Origin of the sequence: Pseudorhizobium halotolerans (assembly GCF_902153235.2) — a bacterium.
Taxonomy (GTDB): domain Bacteria; phylum Pseudomonadota; class Alphaproteobacteria; order Rhizobiales; family Rhizobiaceae; genus Neorhizobium; species Neorhizobium flavum.
Genome location: NZ_CABFWE030000002.1, coordinates 51,478 through 68,843 on the forward strand (window position 1 = coordinate 51,478; position 17,366 = coordinate 68,843).

Genomic DNA, 17,366 nt, shown 5'->3' on the forward strand with positions numbered 1-17,366 from the left:
AGAGGGAGGCAAGGGAACAAAACGGAGGGGGTTCGCCCGCCCGAGGCCAAAGCCGAAGGGGCGACGCAAAATCCGCGCATGCGGATTCGTCGATCCTGCACGGAGCGAGCCGGAGGCGAGGGGAGGAAGGACGGGGAGACCGTTTTTTCCCTTGTGAGGGAGAGAGGGCAGCGCCCTCTTTCCCTCCTTCAGGAAGGCAAAGCCGGCCGCCTGGCGGCCGCCATTTCAGATACGAGAAGGGCCGCCCTGGCTCGTAGATCAGGACGGCCCCGTGGTGCATGACAAGAAGGGCTAGCGACTTGCCACGACCAACTCTCGATTGTCGTTGCCGGTTGCCAATATGCTGATTTCACCGCAAGCTGTAAACGGCTTTCAGAAGCAATTTGATGCAGTCATGACGTGAAGGCCGCGAGGCCGGTCTTGCGCAACCGATCGTTACCCTACTGGGCGCAGAACGCTTTTTTGCGGTCTTCGTGCCGAAGGCATAGAGCGGGGTCGCGTCAGCGATGCACCAAACTGATACCACCCAAGACGTTTTGATGGTTCCAAGAACACAACCACTTCCATTAAAGTGGTCTGCACCGGGAACAACCACCGGCAGGATGAATGGCAGGACCGTCGCTGCAGCAATGGATTTCGGATCTCGGATTGCAGCAAGTCAATGATCCGGACGTTGACAAACCAGTGTATCGGCTAGCACCCCCGGACGGTCGAAATATACTCAGCGCCGCGCTGGAAGAAAGAATCTCCGCCAGTATCCGGGAAGCCCGCGAGAGGCGAAATCTCTCCCGGTCGAAACTGGCGCCCCTGCTTGGTCTCAGTGAAGCGGTTTACGCCCGCTACGAAACAAGCGTTTCCCGCCTGACGGTAGGCCGCCTGATCCATCTCTGCCAGGTGCTCGGGGCAAGTCCGGAAGAGCTTCTAGCGCCGGCAGCTCTCCATCTGTGGGGCGAAAACCAAACCAAAGTAGATCGGCTCCTGGCCTGCATCGACAAGCTGCGAGCTTCGACGAGGAAACCTTGCAGGACGTTTTCAGCTTGCACAATCGGCAAGGGAAGATCGGAAAGAGCGGCCACGGCGGCAATGGCCCGGCGTCAGCCGCGCCGTTTCTCCTCGGGCCGCCGAGCGTTTGAAGAGGATGAATGGACATGGCGAAACGTGAATCTGGACGGCTTATGTTGGAAAGCGAGATCCCCGCCTTTGCCGACGCGGAGATCGAGGCCGGCTGCGACATCTGCGCGATCGGCCACGACTGCTACGTGCTCGGTGACCTCGAGGAAATGGACGCCGCGGCCGACGAGCTCAATCGCATCGGTGAAGTGTTCGGGGACCGGGATTTCCTCCTGCTGGAAATTGTCGCATATCTTCGCTCCCTCGGCCGATATCTGGAGCCAGGCTCGCCAGCGAAGCACTGGACTGAAAACGGGAATATTCACTGAAATAGGGGAATGTTCACCGAGCCGGTCACGTTATAGGAGCGTCGGCACCAAGAAAGAGGAACTATCAGAACTGCGATAGGGCGGGGGAGGGCACCGATCGCCCAAGGATCGAGAATTCATGCTGACTCGTACCCCTGAAAGAAAGCAGCCCGAAGCCGTAGACGTTCATGTTGGCCGTCGAATCCGCATGCGGCGGGTGTGGATGGAGATGGCGCAAGCCATTCTTGGCGAGGCGATCGGGGCCACGTTCCAGCAAGTGCAAAAATACGAGAAGGGGACCAACCGCGTCGGCGCAAGCTGCCTGCAACAGATTGCGGACGTGCTGGAGGTTCCGGTCTCGTATTTTTTTTCGAAGATATGCCCGGTGGAGCCAAGAGCGACGCCGGCGGCCGCTCCGCGCTCCATCCGGAACTAATGCGATTGGTATCGAACGACCAGATGCTTGCCCTCGTTCGCGCCTTCTGTCGAATTGAGGACGAGAAGGTTCGGACTCGCGTTGTCAGCCTGGTGAAAGCGCTCGCCGAACAGGATCGATCATGAGCGACATTCGCTCCCTCCATGTCTGAGCGGCTGCTCGCAGTGCGCAGGATGCTCTTCGGGGGGCGACGAAGCCATAGTCTGCAGCTTCGCGAAGACGATCGGCGCGGCGACCTGCGAAATGCGCGATTTTTGTTCCTCCTGAGGCGTCAGATTGGCGGGATTGCATAATCATGCAAATTGCGCGATGCACGTGGGTCTGATCTTATCTCGACATGGACACAAAACTTGCAGAATTGAAACTCACGCCGTGGGTCCTCACCGAGCTAAACCAGCACGGACATGAGGTGATCGGAGATATGCAGCACCTGTCCGCAGCCGAAATACTGAGGATACCTGGAGTGGGCGGACGGGACTGGCGCAAAATTGCCAAGGCATTGGGGCGAGACCCATATCCTGGCCTGAAGAATCGGCGATAAAATCGGTCTGGTGCGCCGCAAATGGCGCGGGGCCGGGCCAGGGCGCTACCTTGTCGCCATCCAATCGGCTCCTATCCTTCTGCGTGACGATGGAGGAGCCAATGGCAGACGATCCGAAAAAGCAGGGCCGTGACCGCAAGCTTGCGTCCACGCAGGAACATGAGGTCGCCTATATCATGAAGGCCGCGGGGGTCACACGACAGAAAGCGCTCGAGGCGATCCGTGAGGCAGGCCCGAGCCGCGAGAAGGTGATGCAATACCTCGGCAGGAAGTAGACGCTCAGGACGGGGCTACACAAAAGAATTAGCCCGACGATTGCGCCGCCTCCGCGAAATTGTGCGTTAATGCGGCATGACGAGAGCATCATCAAAAAAGCCGTCCGATCAGCCGCCGCCAGACCCTTTGCCGGCCCGCATCGAACCGTGCGTGGCAATGCTTGTCGACAAGCCGCCCAAAGGTCCGCAAGGGGCCTTTGAAGTGAAGTGGGACGGATACCGTCTCGCGGTTCACGTCGAACCGGGGAGGGTGCGCGTCATCACGCGCGGCGGCTATGACTGGACGCGCCGCTTCGCCGCGATCGCGGCCGAAGCGCGGCAGCTCGGACATGAATCTATGATCCTCGACGGCGAGGCGGTCGTGCTCGATGAGAAGGGACGATCTGATTTCGGCGCACTGCAACGCGCTCTTGGCCGGAAACCGAGCCTGCATGATCCGCGCGAAATTCTCTTCTTCGCCTTCGATTTGCTTTATCTCGACGGGCACGACTTGCGTCGGCTGCCACTACGCGAACGCCGACGACAGCTCGAGCAGATCGTCGCCGACCGCGAAGGTGTGATCAGATTGTCGGAAGAGGTCGAAGCGGATGGCGAAGCGTTCTTCCGCGCTGCCTGCGAGCATGGTCTCGAGGGAATTATCGCCAAGCACCAGGACAAGACCTATCACAGCGGCCGCGGCGATTGGTGGCAGAAAATCACCTGCAAGTGTCGCGACAGTTTCGTCATCGTCGGCTATGAGCCTTCGACAGTTCCCCGGGCGATCGGTCGGCTCTTGCTTGCGGCCCTGAAAAAGGATCGGCTCATTTACGTCGGCGGCTGCGGCACTGGTTGGAGCAGCCAGGAATCGGTCAAGCTGCGCGAGCTGCTGGACACGATCAAGGAGGAAAAGCCTCCGGTCGCGCTCCGGCGCAAAGCCGCTGTTTTCGTGCGGCCGCTGCTCGTCGCCGAAATTGAATATCGCGCCTGGACGGAAGACGAAAAGCTGCGGCATCCTTCATTCAAGGGCCTCCGAGAGCGAGCCGACGACGCAACAGTATTTTCTTTAGATCGCGAGCAGCCGTCCTCCTGAACGTGCTTCCATGCTTCAGGAGGGAGTCTGTGAAAATTCCGCACCCGAAACGCCCGACAACACCCGTATCGGCACCTCGAGTGCGAGGAGGCGATCGAGGCGATGTTTCACGGGTGGCAGCCGCGGCGGGGGTCGTCAGCCGGACGCGGCACGAAACCGCTGCGGCCCTCATCGGTCTCGCGGAAAATCATGCGCGGGCAAGCGCAGCGAACGATGCGATAGCTAGCGCCCACTCGGGCGCCGACCCCAGAGCATGCCCCGGTCAAGCCAGCCGAGAAGGTCGAGGCGTAGAACATTGCATGGAACGTTGCCGATGGTGGGAAGATGCCCTTGTTGAGGCCGATCTGGGATCTGGGCGCGGCCAGACAGATGATGGAGCGGCGCCTCATTGGCCGGGGGTGCCTCCTCGAGATTGCCGGCGCTGATCGATCTTGTCATCGCACGGCTGCTCGTCTCCGCGGGCATGATCGCCGAGACGCTCGAGGTCACGCCGCAGGCGGCGCTCAGGATCGTTGGCGAGCTCAGGCCGCGCGAGATGACCGGGAGGGGGCGGTTTCGGGCGGGGGGTAGTCTAGCTGGGAGCGCTTGCGCCCGCTCTTAAAGAGAGCACTGGTAATGGTTTTTTACAACTTCTGTAGTATGCGATTTATTGAAAGATCAGGCGCCTGAGCGCCAGGGGGAATACGAATTGTCGTTCAAGATTGCTGCCCGGACGATCCTGCATTTGGGAAGCGAGCTAATCAGCTCCGATGGAATAGCGCTATACGAACTCATCAAAAACTCTTACGACGCCGGTGCGAAGAACGTCCGCATATCAGTAGTCAACAGGTTGGCCAGACCGGTTCAGCGCGACTTCCTTCAGATGTCTTCCGATCCGCGGCCGCTCCACGAACTCAAGCGTCTAATTATTGGCGGCCTAATAGAGGGAGCGCCCCAAGTAGCGGACCTCAAGGAGGACGTGGCGGACGCATCCAACTACATCGAATTGAGGGTCGCTGTCATTGCCGCAAACTATATCATAGTGGCAGACGCCGGCACCGGGATGACGCTGGAACAGCTAGATTCAGCCTTCCTAACGATTGGGACGAGATCCAAGCTCAGAGAAAAGGGAAGCGGTTCTGATGGTTTCGTCGTCCTTGGAGAAAAAGGGATCGGCCGTCTATCCGCGATGCGGCTGGGAAGCCATCTCGTCGTGACGACTGCGACGCTTCAGGATGAAAACTGGAATAAGCTCGTAATTGATTGGTCACGCTTTGATCACGCGAGCGATGAGCTACTCGGCGACATCGCGCTAGCCCCCTTTCAAGGCGAACGAAAACAGTCCAGCTCAGACCATGGTACGAGTATCCACGTGTCCGGGTTTCACCGGGAATGGTCAAAGGCTCATGTAGAGGAAATTGCGCGTCGGGACTTCGCCAAGCTGAATGATCCCTTCGCGAAGGAGCCGCGCTTCCCCATTATCCTAAAATACAATGACGAAGTTCTTCCCATCCCGCGTATTGAGCCATGGATATTCGAGCATGCTCACGGGAAACTCTCCGGAGAGTTTCGTCAGCTTTCCAACGGGAAATTTTACTTGTCCGGTCGGATGGGCTTCGGGCAGCGGGAGGAGGCATTCGGCTACGAAGAAGTCGAGCTCCTGTCGTTTTCTGATGCTCCTGATCCCTCTGTTTTACGCGCAATTGGACCCTTCGAGGTTGAGTTTTACTGGTATAACCGCGGTCTCCTCAAAGCTATGGAAGGGGTGGGAGATCTTGCGACAGTACGCAATCGTCTTGCCCAATGGACTGGTGGATTGTTGCTATATCGCGATGGTTTTCGTGTCTTGCCATATGGCAACAGTGACGATGACTGGCTCGACCTGGACCGAAAGGCTTTGGCGCGCAGCGGTTTCAAGGTCAACCGCGCCCAACTTGTCGGCAGGGTTCTAATTACTCAGACAGGCAACCCCCAACTAAAAGATCAGGCTAATCGAGAGGGGCTGATCGACAGTGAAGAGAAGCGGGCATTTCAAGACGTGCTTGCCTATCTCGTTCAACAAACCTTTTGGTCTTTCATCTCGCGTATGGAAAAGGCGGCTAAACCGCCAAGCGAGCCTGTACGCCAAGAAGTTGTTGAACAAAGACTGCAGACCCAAGAGCAGCGGTTGGAAAAGAACCTAAACCTTCTGCAGAATCTCGTTCCCGAAGTAAGAAAACAGCCTGAAATCATCAAGGAGATCAAATCTGGCATTTCAGAGATTAGCTCGGTAATGGCAGACGTGCGCGCCCTGGCTGACGAATACCAAGAGGGACGAAAGCAGCTACTCAATTTGGCGGGAGTTGGTATCACAGTCGAGGTTTTGGCACATGAATTGAACCGTGCGACCGAGACAGCGCTGGAGACCTTGCAGCACATGCCGAGTTCTGCTTCGGATCGGGCGCTGTCAACGCTCGCGGCCCAATTGAAGACGTTGCAGAAGCGGCTAAAGATTCTGGACCCCCTGAGCACCGCAGGTCGCAATCGCAGAGAGAAGATTCAACTACGCGGATTTCTCAATGAAATTATGGAGTCGCACCGCGAGCAGTTCGCGAGGGAAGGTATTCTGTGCGACTTGCGGGTACTTCCGCAGTCAGGGTCAAACATTACCGTAACGGCGGTACGGGGAATGATCGTTCAAGTGCTCGAAAATTTGATCTCCAACTCGGTTTATTGGCTTAAACAGGCGAAGCGCATAGATCCAGATTTTCAACCAAGGCTTTGGATCGACCTCGATACCGTCGAGGGTACTGTCCGTTTCACCGATAATGGTCCGGGAATTCGTGACGAAGACCATCGGGCCGTTTTCGATCCATTCTTTACAAAGAAGCCTGCCGGCCAGGGAAAGGGCCTGGGGCTCTTTATCTCACGCGAAATTGCAAAGTATCACAAAGCGACACTGGAGCTGGAGCGGGGTGACGACGGCATTTACCGCTCGTTCGTCTTGGATTTGGGGGAAATGGTATGAACGTTGCAGTTAAAAAGGGCGACGCCGAGCAGGTGCAGGTCGATTTGAAAGGTTTGTTTGAGACCAAGGGGATTGCGTGTGTTCTCTTCATCGATGATGCATTCGAGCCGATCAGCAATTTTGAGCCGACCGAGACGGAGGCCGCGGAAATTTGGGCTCAGATTCAAGAAGATGACGCGTTACTCGCTGAAGCCAGCGCACACGGGATTTCATCACAAGATCACGTCACCGCAGATGGCGTAGCGGCTGCCCGCAATAATGCAGACGGAAAGTTGCAGCAGGTTCTTGGTGATAGTTCATATGTAATCGGCCACCAGTCCAAACTTGACCGTCTGAAGCCCGTTGTAGATCACCTGGGCCAACTTGGATTGGAAGTCCGGACAGCTGGTCGAGACGAGTGGGAGGATCGTCTGGAGGGCGTAGACATTGTATTTCTGGACTGGTTTCTGGGCGTTGATGGTCGCCAAGAGGCAATTGACAGAGCGTCCAGTGCTGCCCGCAAGATTCACGCGTCGGAACGCAAGCCGCTCATCGTTCTTATTTCGTCCGATCCATCAGTGAAAAGCAACTCCCAGGTGTTTCGCGAGGCCAGCGGGCTCATCGCGGGGCTCTTTGACGCGATGCCTAAAGAATGGTTGGCCGACGAATATGGCATCCATCTCCAGATGACGGCCCTCGCCGAACTGTTTCAAAAAGGTCATGTCGTCCAAGCTTTCGTGGACAATATCCAAAAGCAGACTGCGAGCGCAGTGCTAACCTTTCGCGAGACTATCTCACAGCTGACGCTCAGCGATTATGCAAATCTACAACATTTTGCGCTTAAGAAGGACGGTCACCCTCTGGGTGATTATCTTATGAACCTTCTCTCCGGCCTATGGTCGGACGCACTCTTTCGCGGGGACCTAAAGAAAAGCCTACTTGATTTGGACCACGAAGATTTCACGAGTCTGCCAGCTATCACCGCGCCGACTTCCGCATTCGCACGCGTCTATAATAGCGCTGTCTTCGATATGCATGTCGGCGACTTCGAGCCTCATCCCCACGACAAAGCTAAAGGCACAGCGGACCCAGATCTTCATTTGTCATTGGGCGATCTGATCGTTGAAGAGGAGGCTGGCAAACCTAAGTCTGTTTACATCATCATGAACCCTGAATGCGACCTTGCCTACAGCCCTAAAGGCACCCGTAAGATTGCCGCAGATCAGACAATTCTGCTGTTACCGGGTGATTTGGTTGCTGTAGACCATGCTGATCGAACGGTGCGGCGATCGCTTCCCGATACTCCCTTTTTCGTCCTGGATGATGAAGCCAAGTTTCGCATCCATTGGAAGATCTCGGCCCTTTTTTCGGTGGAATACAAAGGTTTCAAAGAGTGGCTCGGTGCCAAGAAGCGAAGAGCTGCGATGCGGCCGCTCTACATCCTGTCGCTTCAACAGGCCGTACATGCACATCTCACCCGAGTTGGACTGCCCTCCCCACCCCCCGTGTATGAAGAACTGACCGCTACGGCGAAACCTCTTTTTGGCCAAAAATTTCTCGATGGCGAGGTCGCTTCTCAGCAGGGCAAGTACGTCATGGCTCGAGACACAGACGATGATCAGGTCGCCTTCACTTCGGAGTTCATCGTAAAGATTAAGGAACTTCTCGTTAGAGGTTTAGCGAAATATGAGATTTCAGGAGTCGCAAAGGACCAAGAGTACAAAGCGGCCATCGAAGCCTCTATGAAGCTTCCTGGGGAGTGGGCACAACTGCTCAAACCTTTCAAGCTATCGAAGGCGGGCGCAAAGTTTTTCTCCGACGCCCTGATTGTATGTCGCGAGAACAAGGCACCCACCGAACAGCAGCTTTCGCGCAAAAACTTGGTCTGCGTTCTCTTGCGGTGAGGCCAAGGTGGCGATGGCGGAGCATTTGCCTGACGGATTTGCGTTCGCTCGGGCATTTGCCATGCCAAAAATCAAGTCTCACGGACTTGAATAGCTTCGACAATATCTGCGACAAACGCTTCCGAGGCAAAAGGGACCTGAGCGTAAATAAGGCCTTGCTCGCCTTCAGCACGGACAATCATATGCCCCTTTCCGAGCAATCTTTCGGCACCACGCTCACCTAGGGCGAGCTCAGACGTGCCTTCTGAGTCCACGCGCAGAATTAGCCGATTGCCAAGCTGTGATCGGAGTTGCATCGGCATGACGTTTGCCTCCGGCCGCTGAGCCGCGAAAATAAGATGGATACCCGCCGCACGTGCCTTAACGCCAAGGCGGCCGACCGTCGAGGTGACCGCGGCGCGATAGTCGTCAGTGAGCATCCACTCCGCAAACTCATCGTGAATGACCCAGTACGTGGGTAGCATCTCTTCAGGCGTAGTCTTGGCGTTATATGCGCTGATGTTTGGAACCCGCGCCTCTTTGAACAACCGATACCGACGGTCCATCTCCAGCACCAGGTGCTCTAATTGGTCGACCGCTGTTTCTTGCTGATCGATTATCCCACCTTCCAGATGGGGTAGGGCATCGAACGCGAAGTAATCAACACCCTGTTTCGGGTCGATCAGCACGATTTTCGCGTGACGGGCATCATTCGTCGCTGCGATGCCCAGTATTACCGACTGCATCAACACTGATTTGCCAGAACCGGTGCTGCCCGCAATCAGTGTATGCGGCGCGTGCCGCTGACTGGGCGACAAGACGAAAAGCTCGTTGTCGTCCTCCCGCACTCCAATCACAATGTTCTGGTTTCCCGTGGGCGAGACCGCAGGGCTCCAGCGTTTCCATAGGCTCTGAATATCGACGATTTGCCGTTGAGTTCGTGCCACATAGAGCGCGACAGCGCCGGGCTCTGGTCGGACCGAGATTATGTCAAGGCGATGTGTTGTCAAAAGCTCGGACCGCCGCTTGAGCACCTGCTCCACCGTTAGGTTAGAGCTCCCGCTAAAGCGTAGAATGGCAGCATTTGGAGTCAACTTCTGGTCAACTAGCTTCGCCTGCAGCCCCAATTGCTGCAAGGCGCTACGCGCCATCAAACCGGTATTTGCCAACCACTCCTCGTCTGCTCCGATTTCCGCCGGGCCAACATTAGCATGCCGCTCAATGACGGCAGCAACGGTGTTTTCCGCGGATACCGGCTCCCCTGGCTCTTCCGCTGCTTCCCGATGGACAGATTCTGCAGAGGGCGTCTCGGTCACAGAGCGTTTCGGTTCCTCCGCGACGTCGGCTTGCGCCGTCGTCTTGGCGACACCTCGCGGCGAACTCGGTTTGGGTTTGGTGGTCTCTCCGGGAATATGCGGCGTCGGCGCCTTTCCGTAGATTGGATCAATTGAGGTCAGTAGCGCACCGACGCTCGAATTTTCGGCGTAGGCGACGATCAACGCCTTTAGTTCCGCCCGACCGAAGATCATCTGCCGACAAGCAGGCGCACCGCTAACCTCGCTGAAGTCGGTAACCGAGGAATTATCTAGTGCAGTCGGGACGAACACGTGGCTGAAGCCGACCACCTCAATCTTTGCAAAACCGTCCCGGACGCGTCGACGCCACTCAACCAATGGAACGTTGCTCGAAGCCGGAACCTGGATGCCGTCCAAAAGAAGATCGCCGAGTCGAGAAAGCCATGAGTCGCGATCGAGGCGGTTAGGCTCGGCCAGGGCATCCACAATACGGCGCATCGTGTCGCGAAGCTGCTTTTCTGACTCCTTGCGTTTCGGGGGGAAGGAAGCGGCGTCGACATACTTGGCCTCCGTCACGAGGATGCGCAAGGTGAGCTGGTCACTCTCATCAGTCGCAGGCGAGAGTGCCAGAATGTCGGCCTGCGTCTCCTCGCGGGCTCCAAGCCAGCTGGCGTAATCGTCCAGGAAGTACCAGCCGACTAGCCGCTCCGGTTCGAGAGACTGTCGAGCAAGAAATCTGCTTAGGACGACGCCGATGAGTTCGCCGGCAGCCTCACCCCGTTTGGCAGCCCTTAGAACAATGTCGCCGGAAATGTCGTTCGCATCGGTGATGAACCGGTCCGCAAGTGCATTTAACTGCTCGGGCTCCAGCTCGAGCTGGAGCTCCTCCAGCCTCCGGCGGACCATTGCACGGAGCAGCGTCAGGGGGGCGCGAGATGAGATAACGACGTTGCGCCCCTGTGTCGCGGATTGCTTGTAGCGGATTACTCGGACGCTTTGGTTTTGCAGCTGACGCCGGTCGAGCAGTTCATCGTAATTAACGACCCAAGCGCCCAAGTCGTGGGTTTCCTCAAAGATCCGGGCCGTCCTGTCATCACGAAAGTCAAGCTGGCGTACCGGCAACAAGCGCTTACCGTCCTGCGGATCCTCCTCACTTTTGAGGAATGCGGTTATGGCCGACAGATAAGCCCAGCCTTCCCGGCTTTGGACTGGGGAACATAGATAAACGCAGGACTTCAGGTCATCCATCGCGCCCGGTCGCCGGCGCGACCATCTCGCCGGCAAGAGGCTAACAAGATCGGCGGGCTCTGCGGATTCCCGATACCACTCCACGGACGCATGCCGGGAGATTACGTCCTGGCTGAAGACAATGTCGTATGGGCGGCCGTCTCTGGGATCGGGTGGAGGGGCCTGGTCAGCGATCACGCTGATACGCAGCCTGGCCATGAAATCCTGCGTCATCTCTGAAGCTGCCAAGACCTCAGCAGAGCCGCTCGTGCTCGTCAGGATCGACCGATAGATGTCGCGGAGACGAGTACCGTCCGTATGACGCAACATGACCTGACATCTCATATCCTCATCATCGTTCAGCTCACCCAGGCCGTCGACAAGTTGCTGAGGGAGACGCGCTGAATCGCAATTGTAGAGAACGAGCGACATGTTCGCGCGCTCGTGGGGGTGCAGGTTGAGATATCGTTGTGTCAAATCCAGCAGGCAGTTTGTGCCCGCAGCAGCGTCGTCGTTGGTCTCACCGCCTACGGCGCCCTCGAGTACCGGTCGTTCGTGGAGTGAGTAATCACCCTGGAAGTCTGCTAGTGACAGAAGCTCCGGCTTGCGTCCAGTCCAGGAGACAACCACTTCAGGATAGAATACGTGGCGCATGTCCTCTGCCAGGTCTCGGAAGAAGAGCTTTGTGTCGCCTTCCAGGCCTCCGGGCAAGTCGATGATGTTACGCACCACTTGCCGAACAAGGTGGGCTTTCCTCCACATGGCCGCAAGTCGCATCGGATGCCATGGCGCCACGATTGCCGCTGCCGCGCCGTCGCCAACCTGCGCCTGGCCCAACTCGAGAAGAGGACGTAACAAAAGATCCTTATTGCGGTCACCAGGTGCGAGCTGTCGAACCAGGTCGAGCAGCTCGGAATAACGCATTGCCTGATCGCGGCATGCGGGGTTGGAAGCGCCCTCCAGTCGGAAGGAATTGATCGCCAACTCGTAACGCTCGCAGAAAAGCTCGAAGCCCCCAAGAAGCCTCTTGGAAACATCCTCGCTGACAAGGCCCTGCTCAAGCGCCGTCTTGAGGTTTGCCTGCCAGTTGAGACGCAAGTCGCGATCCCGCCTGTAGGTCGGGACCAGAGAGCCCCGATCGCGATCATAGGCTGGAACAAGGGTTTTTACGTCGGAAAGATCGATTGAGCCTGGTCGGCGCCCTGCCGTTCCTGGCTCCCGGCCGCATCGGAGTGCGACAAAAGCATGTTCGGACAAGCGGTCCCAGTCATCCGTCAACTGAGAGGATATGACGTCGGGTCGATACTTCCAGATCAGCTGAGCGGAGGCGATCGATGTTCCTCCCTCAAAATCCGTCGTTTCCAGCTCAAGCTGAAAGCGGAGTTGCAACGCGGCCTTTGCGACGGACCGGTTGATGGCAGACTTGTCCTTGGCATCCAGCCAACCGCGCAGCACGGCTGGATAATCCATCAACGAGCCGAACTCGATGGACACGCCTGCGCCGAGCAGCCTTTGCAGACCAGCATATCTGAGCGAGAAGAAAAGACCGGCTTCACTGTTCAGCCCGCGAAGGTCCCTCTTCGTCAAAGAGTCACACCTGATCGTCAGGCTGCGTTTCGCGCCCACCATGGCGCGAGCATTCAGCGTCTCCATCATCATGGCCAGGCCGGCGAGGAAATCCTCGGTTTCCAAAGGCCGCCCATAGATGAATTTGTCCCAAGAGGATTTGAGCTTCCGGTCTTCCCTTATTTCATCGCGATGACGCTCATAGAACTCGATGTCTTCGTCATCCGGGGCCCCCGTAGTCTTCCGTTTTGCCAGGAGCTCCAGATATTCTTCATCCTCGCTCGATAGGAGGTTGTCAGGGCCCTCTGCGTAGAACCGCTGAGTATCCTGACCTAGATTTGTCTTTTCCCTGGCTAGGCCTTCAAAGAGCGGCTTTACATGTTCCCAAAGGCAGTTTGCCAAGGCTTCCGAGCTGGAATTCCAGCCGGGTCTGCTTTCAATGAACAGCTCGACAATTGGGTGTGCAATCGCTGGAATGACGTCCCGTGCCTTGTCAAACGCATCTCGCAGCTCGGCCTCCGAGATGACGATCTGGTTCGGATTCTGCTTGAGAAGGTAGGGATGCCGTTTGCGCCGAAGGCCGACAAATTCGCGGCGCCAGGCTGAAGCGTGCCAACGCGATCGATCTTTGATTCCGGCGAAGGCAGCAGGATCGCGCGGAAGCTGAAGGGCAGGAAGGGCGTAACCAAGAGCTTCGATGATTGGATAACCTTCATCGATAACGGCCTCACGCGTGGCTACGACGTATCGGGCAAACCGTTCAAGCGCTACCGATCCCACTTGGGCAAGGCCTGCGAGAGACCTGTCCCACCATGCCTTCGCATCATCCGTCAATGCGAGACCTGCACTCGCGGCTGAAACCCACGCCGCCAGTCGTTCCATCAGCTGTGCTGCCCCGATTGGCGTCACCTCATGAAGGGACATGTCTTCCGCTTGTCCCTCATCTGCGCTGGCGTTTGTGATCAGATAGGCTGCTCGGTCGCAATCGGCGCTCCGATAGAACGTCGCGTTGCGGTCAGTGAGAACCTCTTCGGGCAATGCATGCCCGCCAAAGAGCCCCCTCGGCAGTTTAATGTCGATACGCTCGCTCAAGAACAGGTCGGTGAGCACAGCCCGGGTGACGGCAAGTGTTTGCGGAACGCTCAGACCATCGAGCAGGAACCGCGCTGTGCCGGCTTCGGCGCTTGCGTCGCTGAGCTCCTCCTTGAGAATGGAGCATGCGACTTTCCCGATCAGTTCGTGAATATTCATGGCGTCGTCACATCCTGAGGGATAGCGGGTTTTCGACATAGGCGCACGCGTCTGAGAGCCGCCGCAGCATACCGAGCGTTCTAAGCCGCCTCTCAAGGCGCCCCGAGTTCAATTGAAATGATTTGCGGTCGAATTCGTCGTCGGACAAAACCTGAATCGCTTCCCGCTCACCAATCACAAAGCCGTACCGGCGATAAAGCAAGTCCAAGAACTCGCTGTAGTCCATGCGATTTTGTACGTTCGCCAAGATCAAAGATTTCAGGAGCGCGTCCGTCGGCGCATAGCGAAGCTGGCTGGTGCCTCGACGCGAAACCAACCCCGCTCCTGTACCATATGATCGATGAACGGCGGCAACATGCTGCCGATGTCTTGCCTGAGCCGATCGCTTGAGATCCTGGAGAAGCGCGGTTTCGTCGGGCGGACCGCTGTAATCGTCATCGTCTGGCCAACGAACGGTGTCAACGAGCAAGCGCCGGCAATCCGGGAACGGGGTCTCGCCCCGCTGACGGCGTTGCCACTCGTCGCTTCTGCCTATGGCATCGATATAGGCGTCCACCGCTCGCGAGGGCAGTGTGTCGTTCATCTGGAAATTCGAGATGGACAACTCTCTCACCGGCGTCCGCTTTGGTGCAATAATCTCACAAACGAAATGGGGTTTGGGCGCGTAGCAATGCTCGGCGGCAACGACTAGCTGATAGCGAAGGAGATGCAGTGCTGTGAGAGCGGCCAAGTGGGGATAGGTGTCGAAACGGGGAAGTGGGCCGCGCAGCAGAGCAAGCCAGTCACGCGCCAGATCGTCGAACGTCTCATGGCGGATGTACGGCAGGTAGCTATTGCCTCGAGTCGACTTGTCTTCCTCGTAATCCGGTTCCAACAAACCAAGAAGGCGATCACACGGGTCGCCATCCAACATCTTCGCAATTTCTGGCGCGAGTTCGCCGGCGAGATCCGACCGACAGAGCATCTGGTAGACGAGTTCGCCGGGAAGCCCAAAGTTGATGTACTCGCGGGAGGTCGAATTGTTCTTAACGTTCAAGTCTTCGTAAAGGGCGTGCCGGCCGAACGGAAACACGAAACGGGAGGACCAGCGCTTGTTCGAGCCATTCTCGATCGTCGTTCCACGCAACATCGACACCAAGGCAACGAAGTCGGCGAAGGAGTTGAAGCGCTTTCGCAAGTAGGTGAAATCCCGCACGGGGACGCCCTGGGCGCGATCGGACATTGCTGTGAGCCACTTTTCCCAGGAGGCGCTATCAGCTAGGCCCTCATCGGCAATCCGCAGCAGCGGCTCGTTGTTGTAGAGAATGTTGCGGATATACATGCGCTGCGCTGGCTTGAAACGAAGTGGGTATTTTTCTCCGCGGTCGTCGAGCAGCAACTGATCTCGTTCCTTGGCTTCAGCGACGCCAAGGAACTCCAAAAAAATCAGCCAGGGGCTCGTGGCATCCCAAAGACGATGGCCCCAGATCTGCTCATCAATCCACATGTCATTGTTGGGATGATCATTTCTGGGCGGCGGCGGCAGGGACTCAAGCACAGTTCACCTCGATAACATCATCCACCGGTTCGCCTTCGCTATTCAGGCTGAGAATTCTGAAACTGAGATCGTTCGTTTCTTCCATCGGGCGGGAGCGGGTCAGAGCAGCCAAAATCGCACCCTTGAAGGCGAGGATGTCCTCATGGCACTCCTTGGAGAAGCTTCCCGGCAAGGCGCCTCCGGCGACCCGCATGAGAAATTCATAGCGAACAAGGTTGAGTTCTAAACTTACCTCGACCCCGCTGTCGATTTGCACGACGAGGGTTGGTAGCATTCCTTTTCGAAGCTCCACGCGCTCATGCCGTCGCGGTGCCACACTCACCCGCTCCAGCAGTATTTGGCTGAGGCCAGCGGCAGAACCGGAGAGGCCAGCTGCGATCAGAAGTTCGCGGTCAGTTGAGACCAACATTCCCGTGAAAATTCGGTTTAGACCATTGACGAGGCGACCGACTATGGAGCGGCTCACCCTTCCTGTTTGCTGCAGCGGGGCGACAACGTCTCTTAAAAACTCGCCGGCGTGACGGAAGACAGTCAGATCCCAGAGCCTTAGATCCTCCGATTGTTCGTCGCGGATCTGAAAGAAAATTGCTCGGCGTTGCGCCTGAAGGCTACTCAGGAAGGGGTTCTCCCCCTCCTGTGTTGCGTCGGGCCGCTCGAGATAATCACTTCGCAGGGCGGACAGCTCGTCGAGAGCCTGCGACGAGAATGCGCCTTCGACGAGGCTTTCATAATACGGCCTCAAAGTCTCATCCGAAGGACCAAAGACCAAGATGTTGTCGATCCTATTTGTAGTCTCGTCGCCGATGCCAAAGCGGTTCAAGAACTCAAATATTTCTAGGCCTTCCCGCCGCGCGGCTGGAAGATTTGCGCCAAAAAGGTTTTGATGAATATCGGCCAAATGTGCTTTGCCGGCTCGAAGGTACGGCCGGATATCCGACGGCGACATAAGCCGATCTTTGGCAGCAGGATGGCCGAGCAACATATTCGCAATCAGCAGCAGGACTCGCCGGATCGGCGTGTGCAGCTCATTGAGGTCCATCAATTCAAACAGCTGCCGAAGTCGTGACCTGAACTGCGGCGACGACAATATTTCGTAATTGCGTCGGATCGGGCACGCTTCTGAGAAGAAGCCGTCGGGCTCGGCTTCCGTGTATGCAGCCGCCCAACCGGGATGCGTGACGATTGCCTCCAACGTCAAGTCGATAATCGTTGCACATGGGACGGCACTAAGATTGAAAAACGCCACTTCGCCGTGGGTGGCGGGCTTTCCCTCGACCAGACAGGCTTCAAGCAGATCATAACTCTCTTTTGAGAGCGGAACGTCCGCTCGTCGCCACGTATCCAGTAGCTGGCCGTCGTTTGCTGCAACGATGAAGATTAAATCTGGGTCCGGATCCAAGAAGCTGCGGTTGATCGCCTCCAGCAGCGCATGCTTGCCATCCCAGACCCCGTAGGTTCCCTGGGCGGGCAGGGCCGTCAGATCGCGGATGATACCGACCTTTCGCTCGCGACCTGCAACAGCGGCGGAGACTTCTTGATAGATCTCATTCGCCGTCCAATCATCAGAACTTCCACCAAGTTCTGTCCAAAGACGCCCGCAAAGCCGGCTTTTGCCGTCTCCTGCGGTCCCAGTCAGAATGACCGACCGAGCTCGTTCCGCGCTCTTGGAAATAGCCGTGAAAAGATCTGCTTCAAGCGGGTGAGTAAAGTCCAACGCTTCGACATCATACCTTCGAGCAGACCGCCGGATCTGTTCGTCGTACATGTTGTCATTTCGGGAGATCGGTCCGTATTGTCTTAAAAACCGAACCCAGCGGCCTCCTAGCCCATTCATCCCACTCGCCCCCGCGCCACCACGTTACTCGACTAGCGATGCTTCACCGTAGCCTTGGTTCTACAACCA

Annotated in this window: 9 protein-coding genes and 3 pseudogenes; 9 read left to right on the forward strand and 3 right to left on the reverse strand. The window is 57.1% G+C overall.

The annotated features are described in order from the left end of the window. Positions 1 to 606 precede the first annotated feature (606 nt). The 9 genes and pseudogenes from FN060_RS23010 to FN060_RS02860 all read left to right on the forward strand — a co-directional run. Positions 607 to 864, forward strand: a pseudogene (locus tag FN060_RS23010) (helix-turn-helix domain-containing protein); the annotation flags it as partial. Positions 865 to 1,148: 284 nt separating this feature from the next. Beyond that, entirely contained in the window at positions 1,149 to 1,439 is a 291-nt protein-coding gene (locus tag FN060_RS02830; RefSeq protein WP_142586800.1) for a hypothetical protein, read from the forward strand. Positions 1,440 to 1,557: 118 nt separating this feature from the next. Next, positions 1,558 to 1,979 (forward strand): annotated as a pseudogene (locus FN060_RS02835) (helix-turn-helix domain-containing protein). Positions 1,980 to 2,191: 212 nt separating this feature from the next. Then, the gene (locus FN060_RS23015; protein WP_142586801.1) at positions 2,192 to 2,395 is read left to right on the forward strand and encodes a hypothetical protein; all 204 of its coding nucleotides are present in this window, start codon (positions 2,192 to 2,194) and stop codon (positions 2,393 to 2,395) included. A 101-nt stretch (positions 2,396 to 2,496) separates the two neighbouring features. Next, the gene (locus tag FN060_RS02840) at positions 2,497 to 2,670 is read left to right on the forward strand and encodes a DUF3606 domain-containing protein (protein ID WP_142586802.1); all 174 of its coding nucleotides are present in this window, start codon (positions 2,497 to 2,499) and stop codon (positions 2,668 to 2,670) included. A gap of 76 nt (positions 2,671 to 2,746) precedes the next feature. Next, entirely contained in the window at positions 2,747 to 3,739 is a 993-nt protein-coding gene (ligD, locus tag FN060_RS02845; RefSeq protein ID WP_142586803.1) for a non-homologous end-joining DNA ligase, read from the forward strand. Between the two features lie 351 nt (positions 3,740 to 4,090). Further along, positions 4,091 to 4,340, forward strand: a pseudogene (locus FN060_RS02850) (helix-turn-helix domain-containing protein); the annotation flags it as partial. A gap of 87 nt (positions 4,341 to 4,427) precedes the next feature. Continuing rightward, on the forward strand, positions 4,428 to 6,725 hold the full coding sequence (locus FN060_RS02855) for a sensor histidine kinase (RefSeq protein WP_142586804.1): 2,298 nt from the start codon (positions 4,428 to 4,430) through the stop codon (positions 6,723 to 6,725). Beyond that, positions 6,722 to 8,608 carry a hypothetical protein gene (locus tag FN060_RS02860; RefSeq protein WP_142586805.1) on the forward strand — a complete coding sequence of 629 codons (1,887 nt, stop codon included), beginning with the start codon at positions 6,722 to 6,724 and terminating at the stop codon, positions 8,606 to 8,608. Before FN060_RS02855 ends, FN060_RS02860 begins: the two co-directional genes overlap by 4 nt. A 71-nt stretch (positions 8,609 to 8,679) precedes the next feature. Here FN060_RS02860 and FN060_RS02865 read toward each other — a convergent pair whose 3' ends face one another. From FN060_RS02865 to FN060_RS02875, 3 genes are read right to left on the reverse strand one after another with little or no spacing between them, the layout of a single operon-like run. Continuing rightward, the gene (locus FN060_RS02865) at positions 8,680 to 13,926 is read right to left on the reverse strand and encodes an FtsK/SpoIIIE domain-containing protein (RefSeq protein ID WP_142586806.1); all 5,247 of its coding nucleotides are present in this window, start codon (positions 13,924 to 13,926) and stop codon (positions 8,680 to 8,682) included. A gap of 7 nt (positions 13,927 to 13,933) precedes the next feature. Then, positions 13,934 to 15,463, reverse strand: a complete 1,530-nt coding sequence (locus FN060_RS02870; RefSeq protein WP_142586807.1) for a hypothetical protein — start codon at positions 15,461 to 15,463, stop codon at positions 13,934 to 13,936. Beyond that, positions 15,456 to 17,228, reverse strand: a complete 1,773-nt coding sequence (locus tag FN060_RS02875) for a hypothetical protein (protein WP_210310805.1) — start codon at positions 17,226 to 17,228, stop codon at positions 15,456 to 15,458. Before FN060_RS02875 ends, FN060_RS02870 begins: the two co-directional genes overlap by 8 nt. Positions 17,229 to 17,366: the final 138 nt, after the last annotated feature.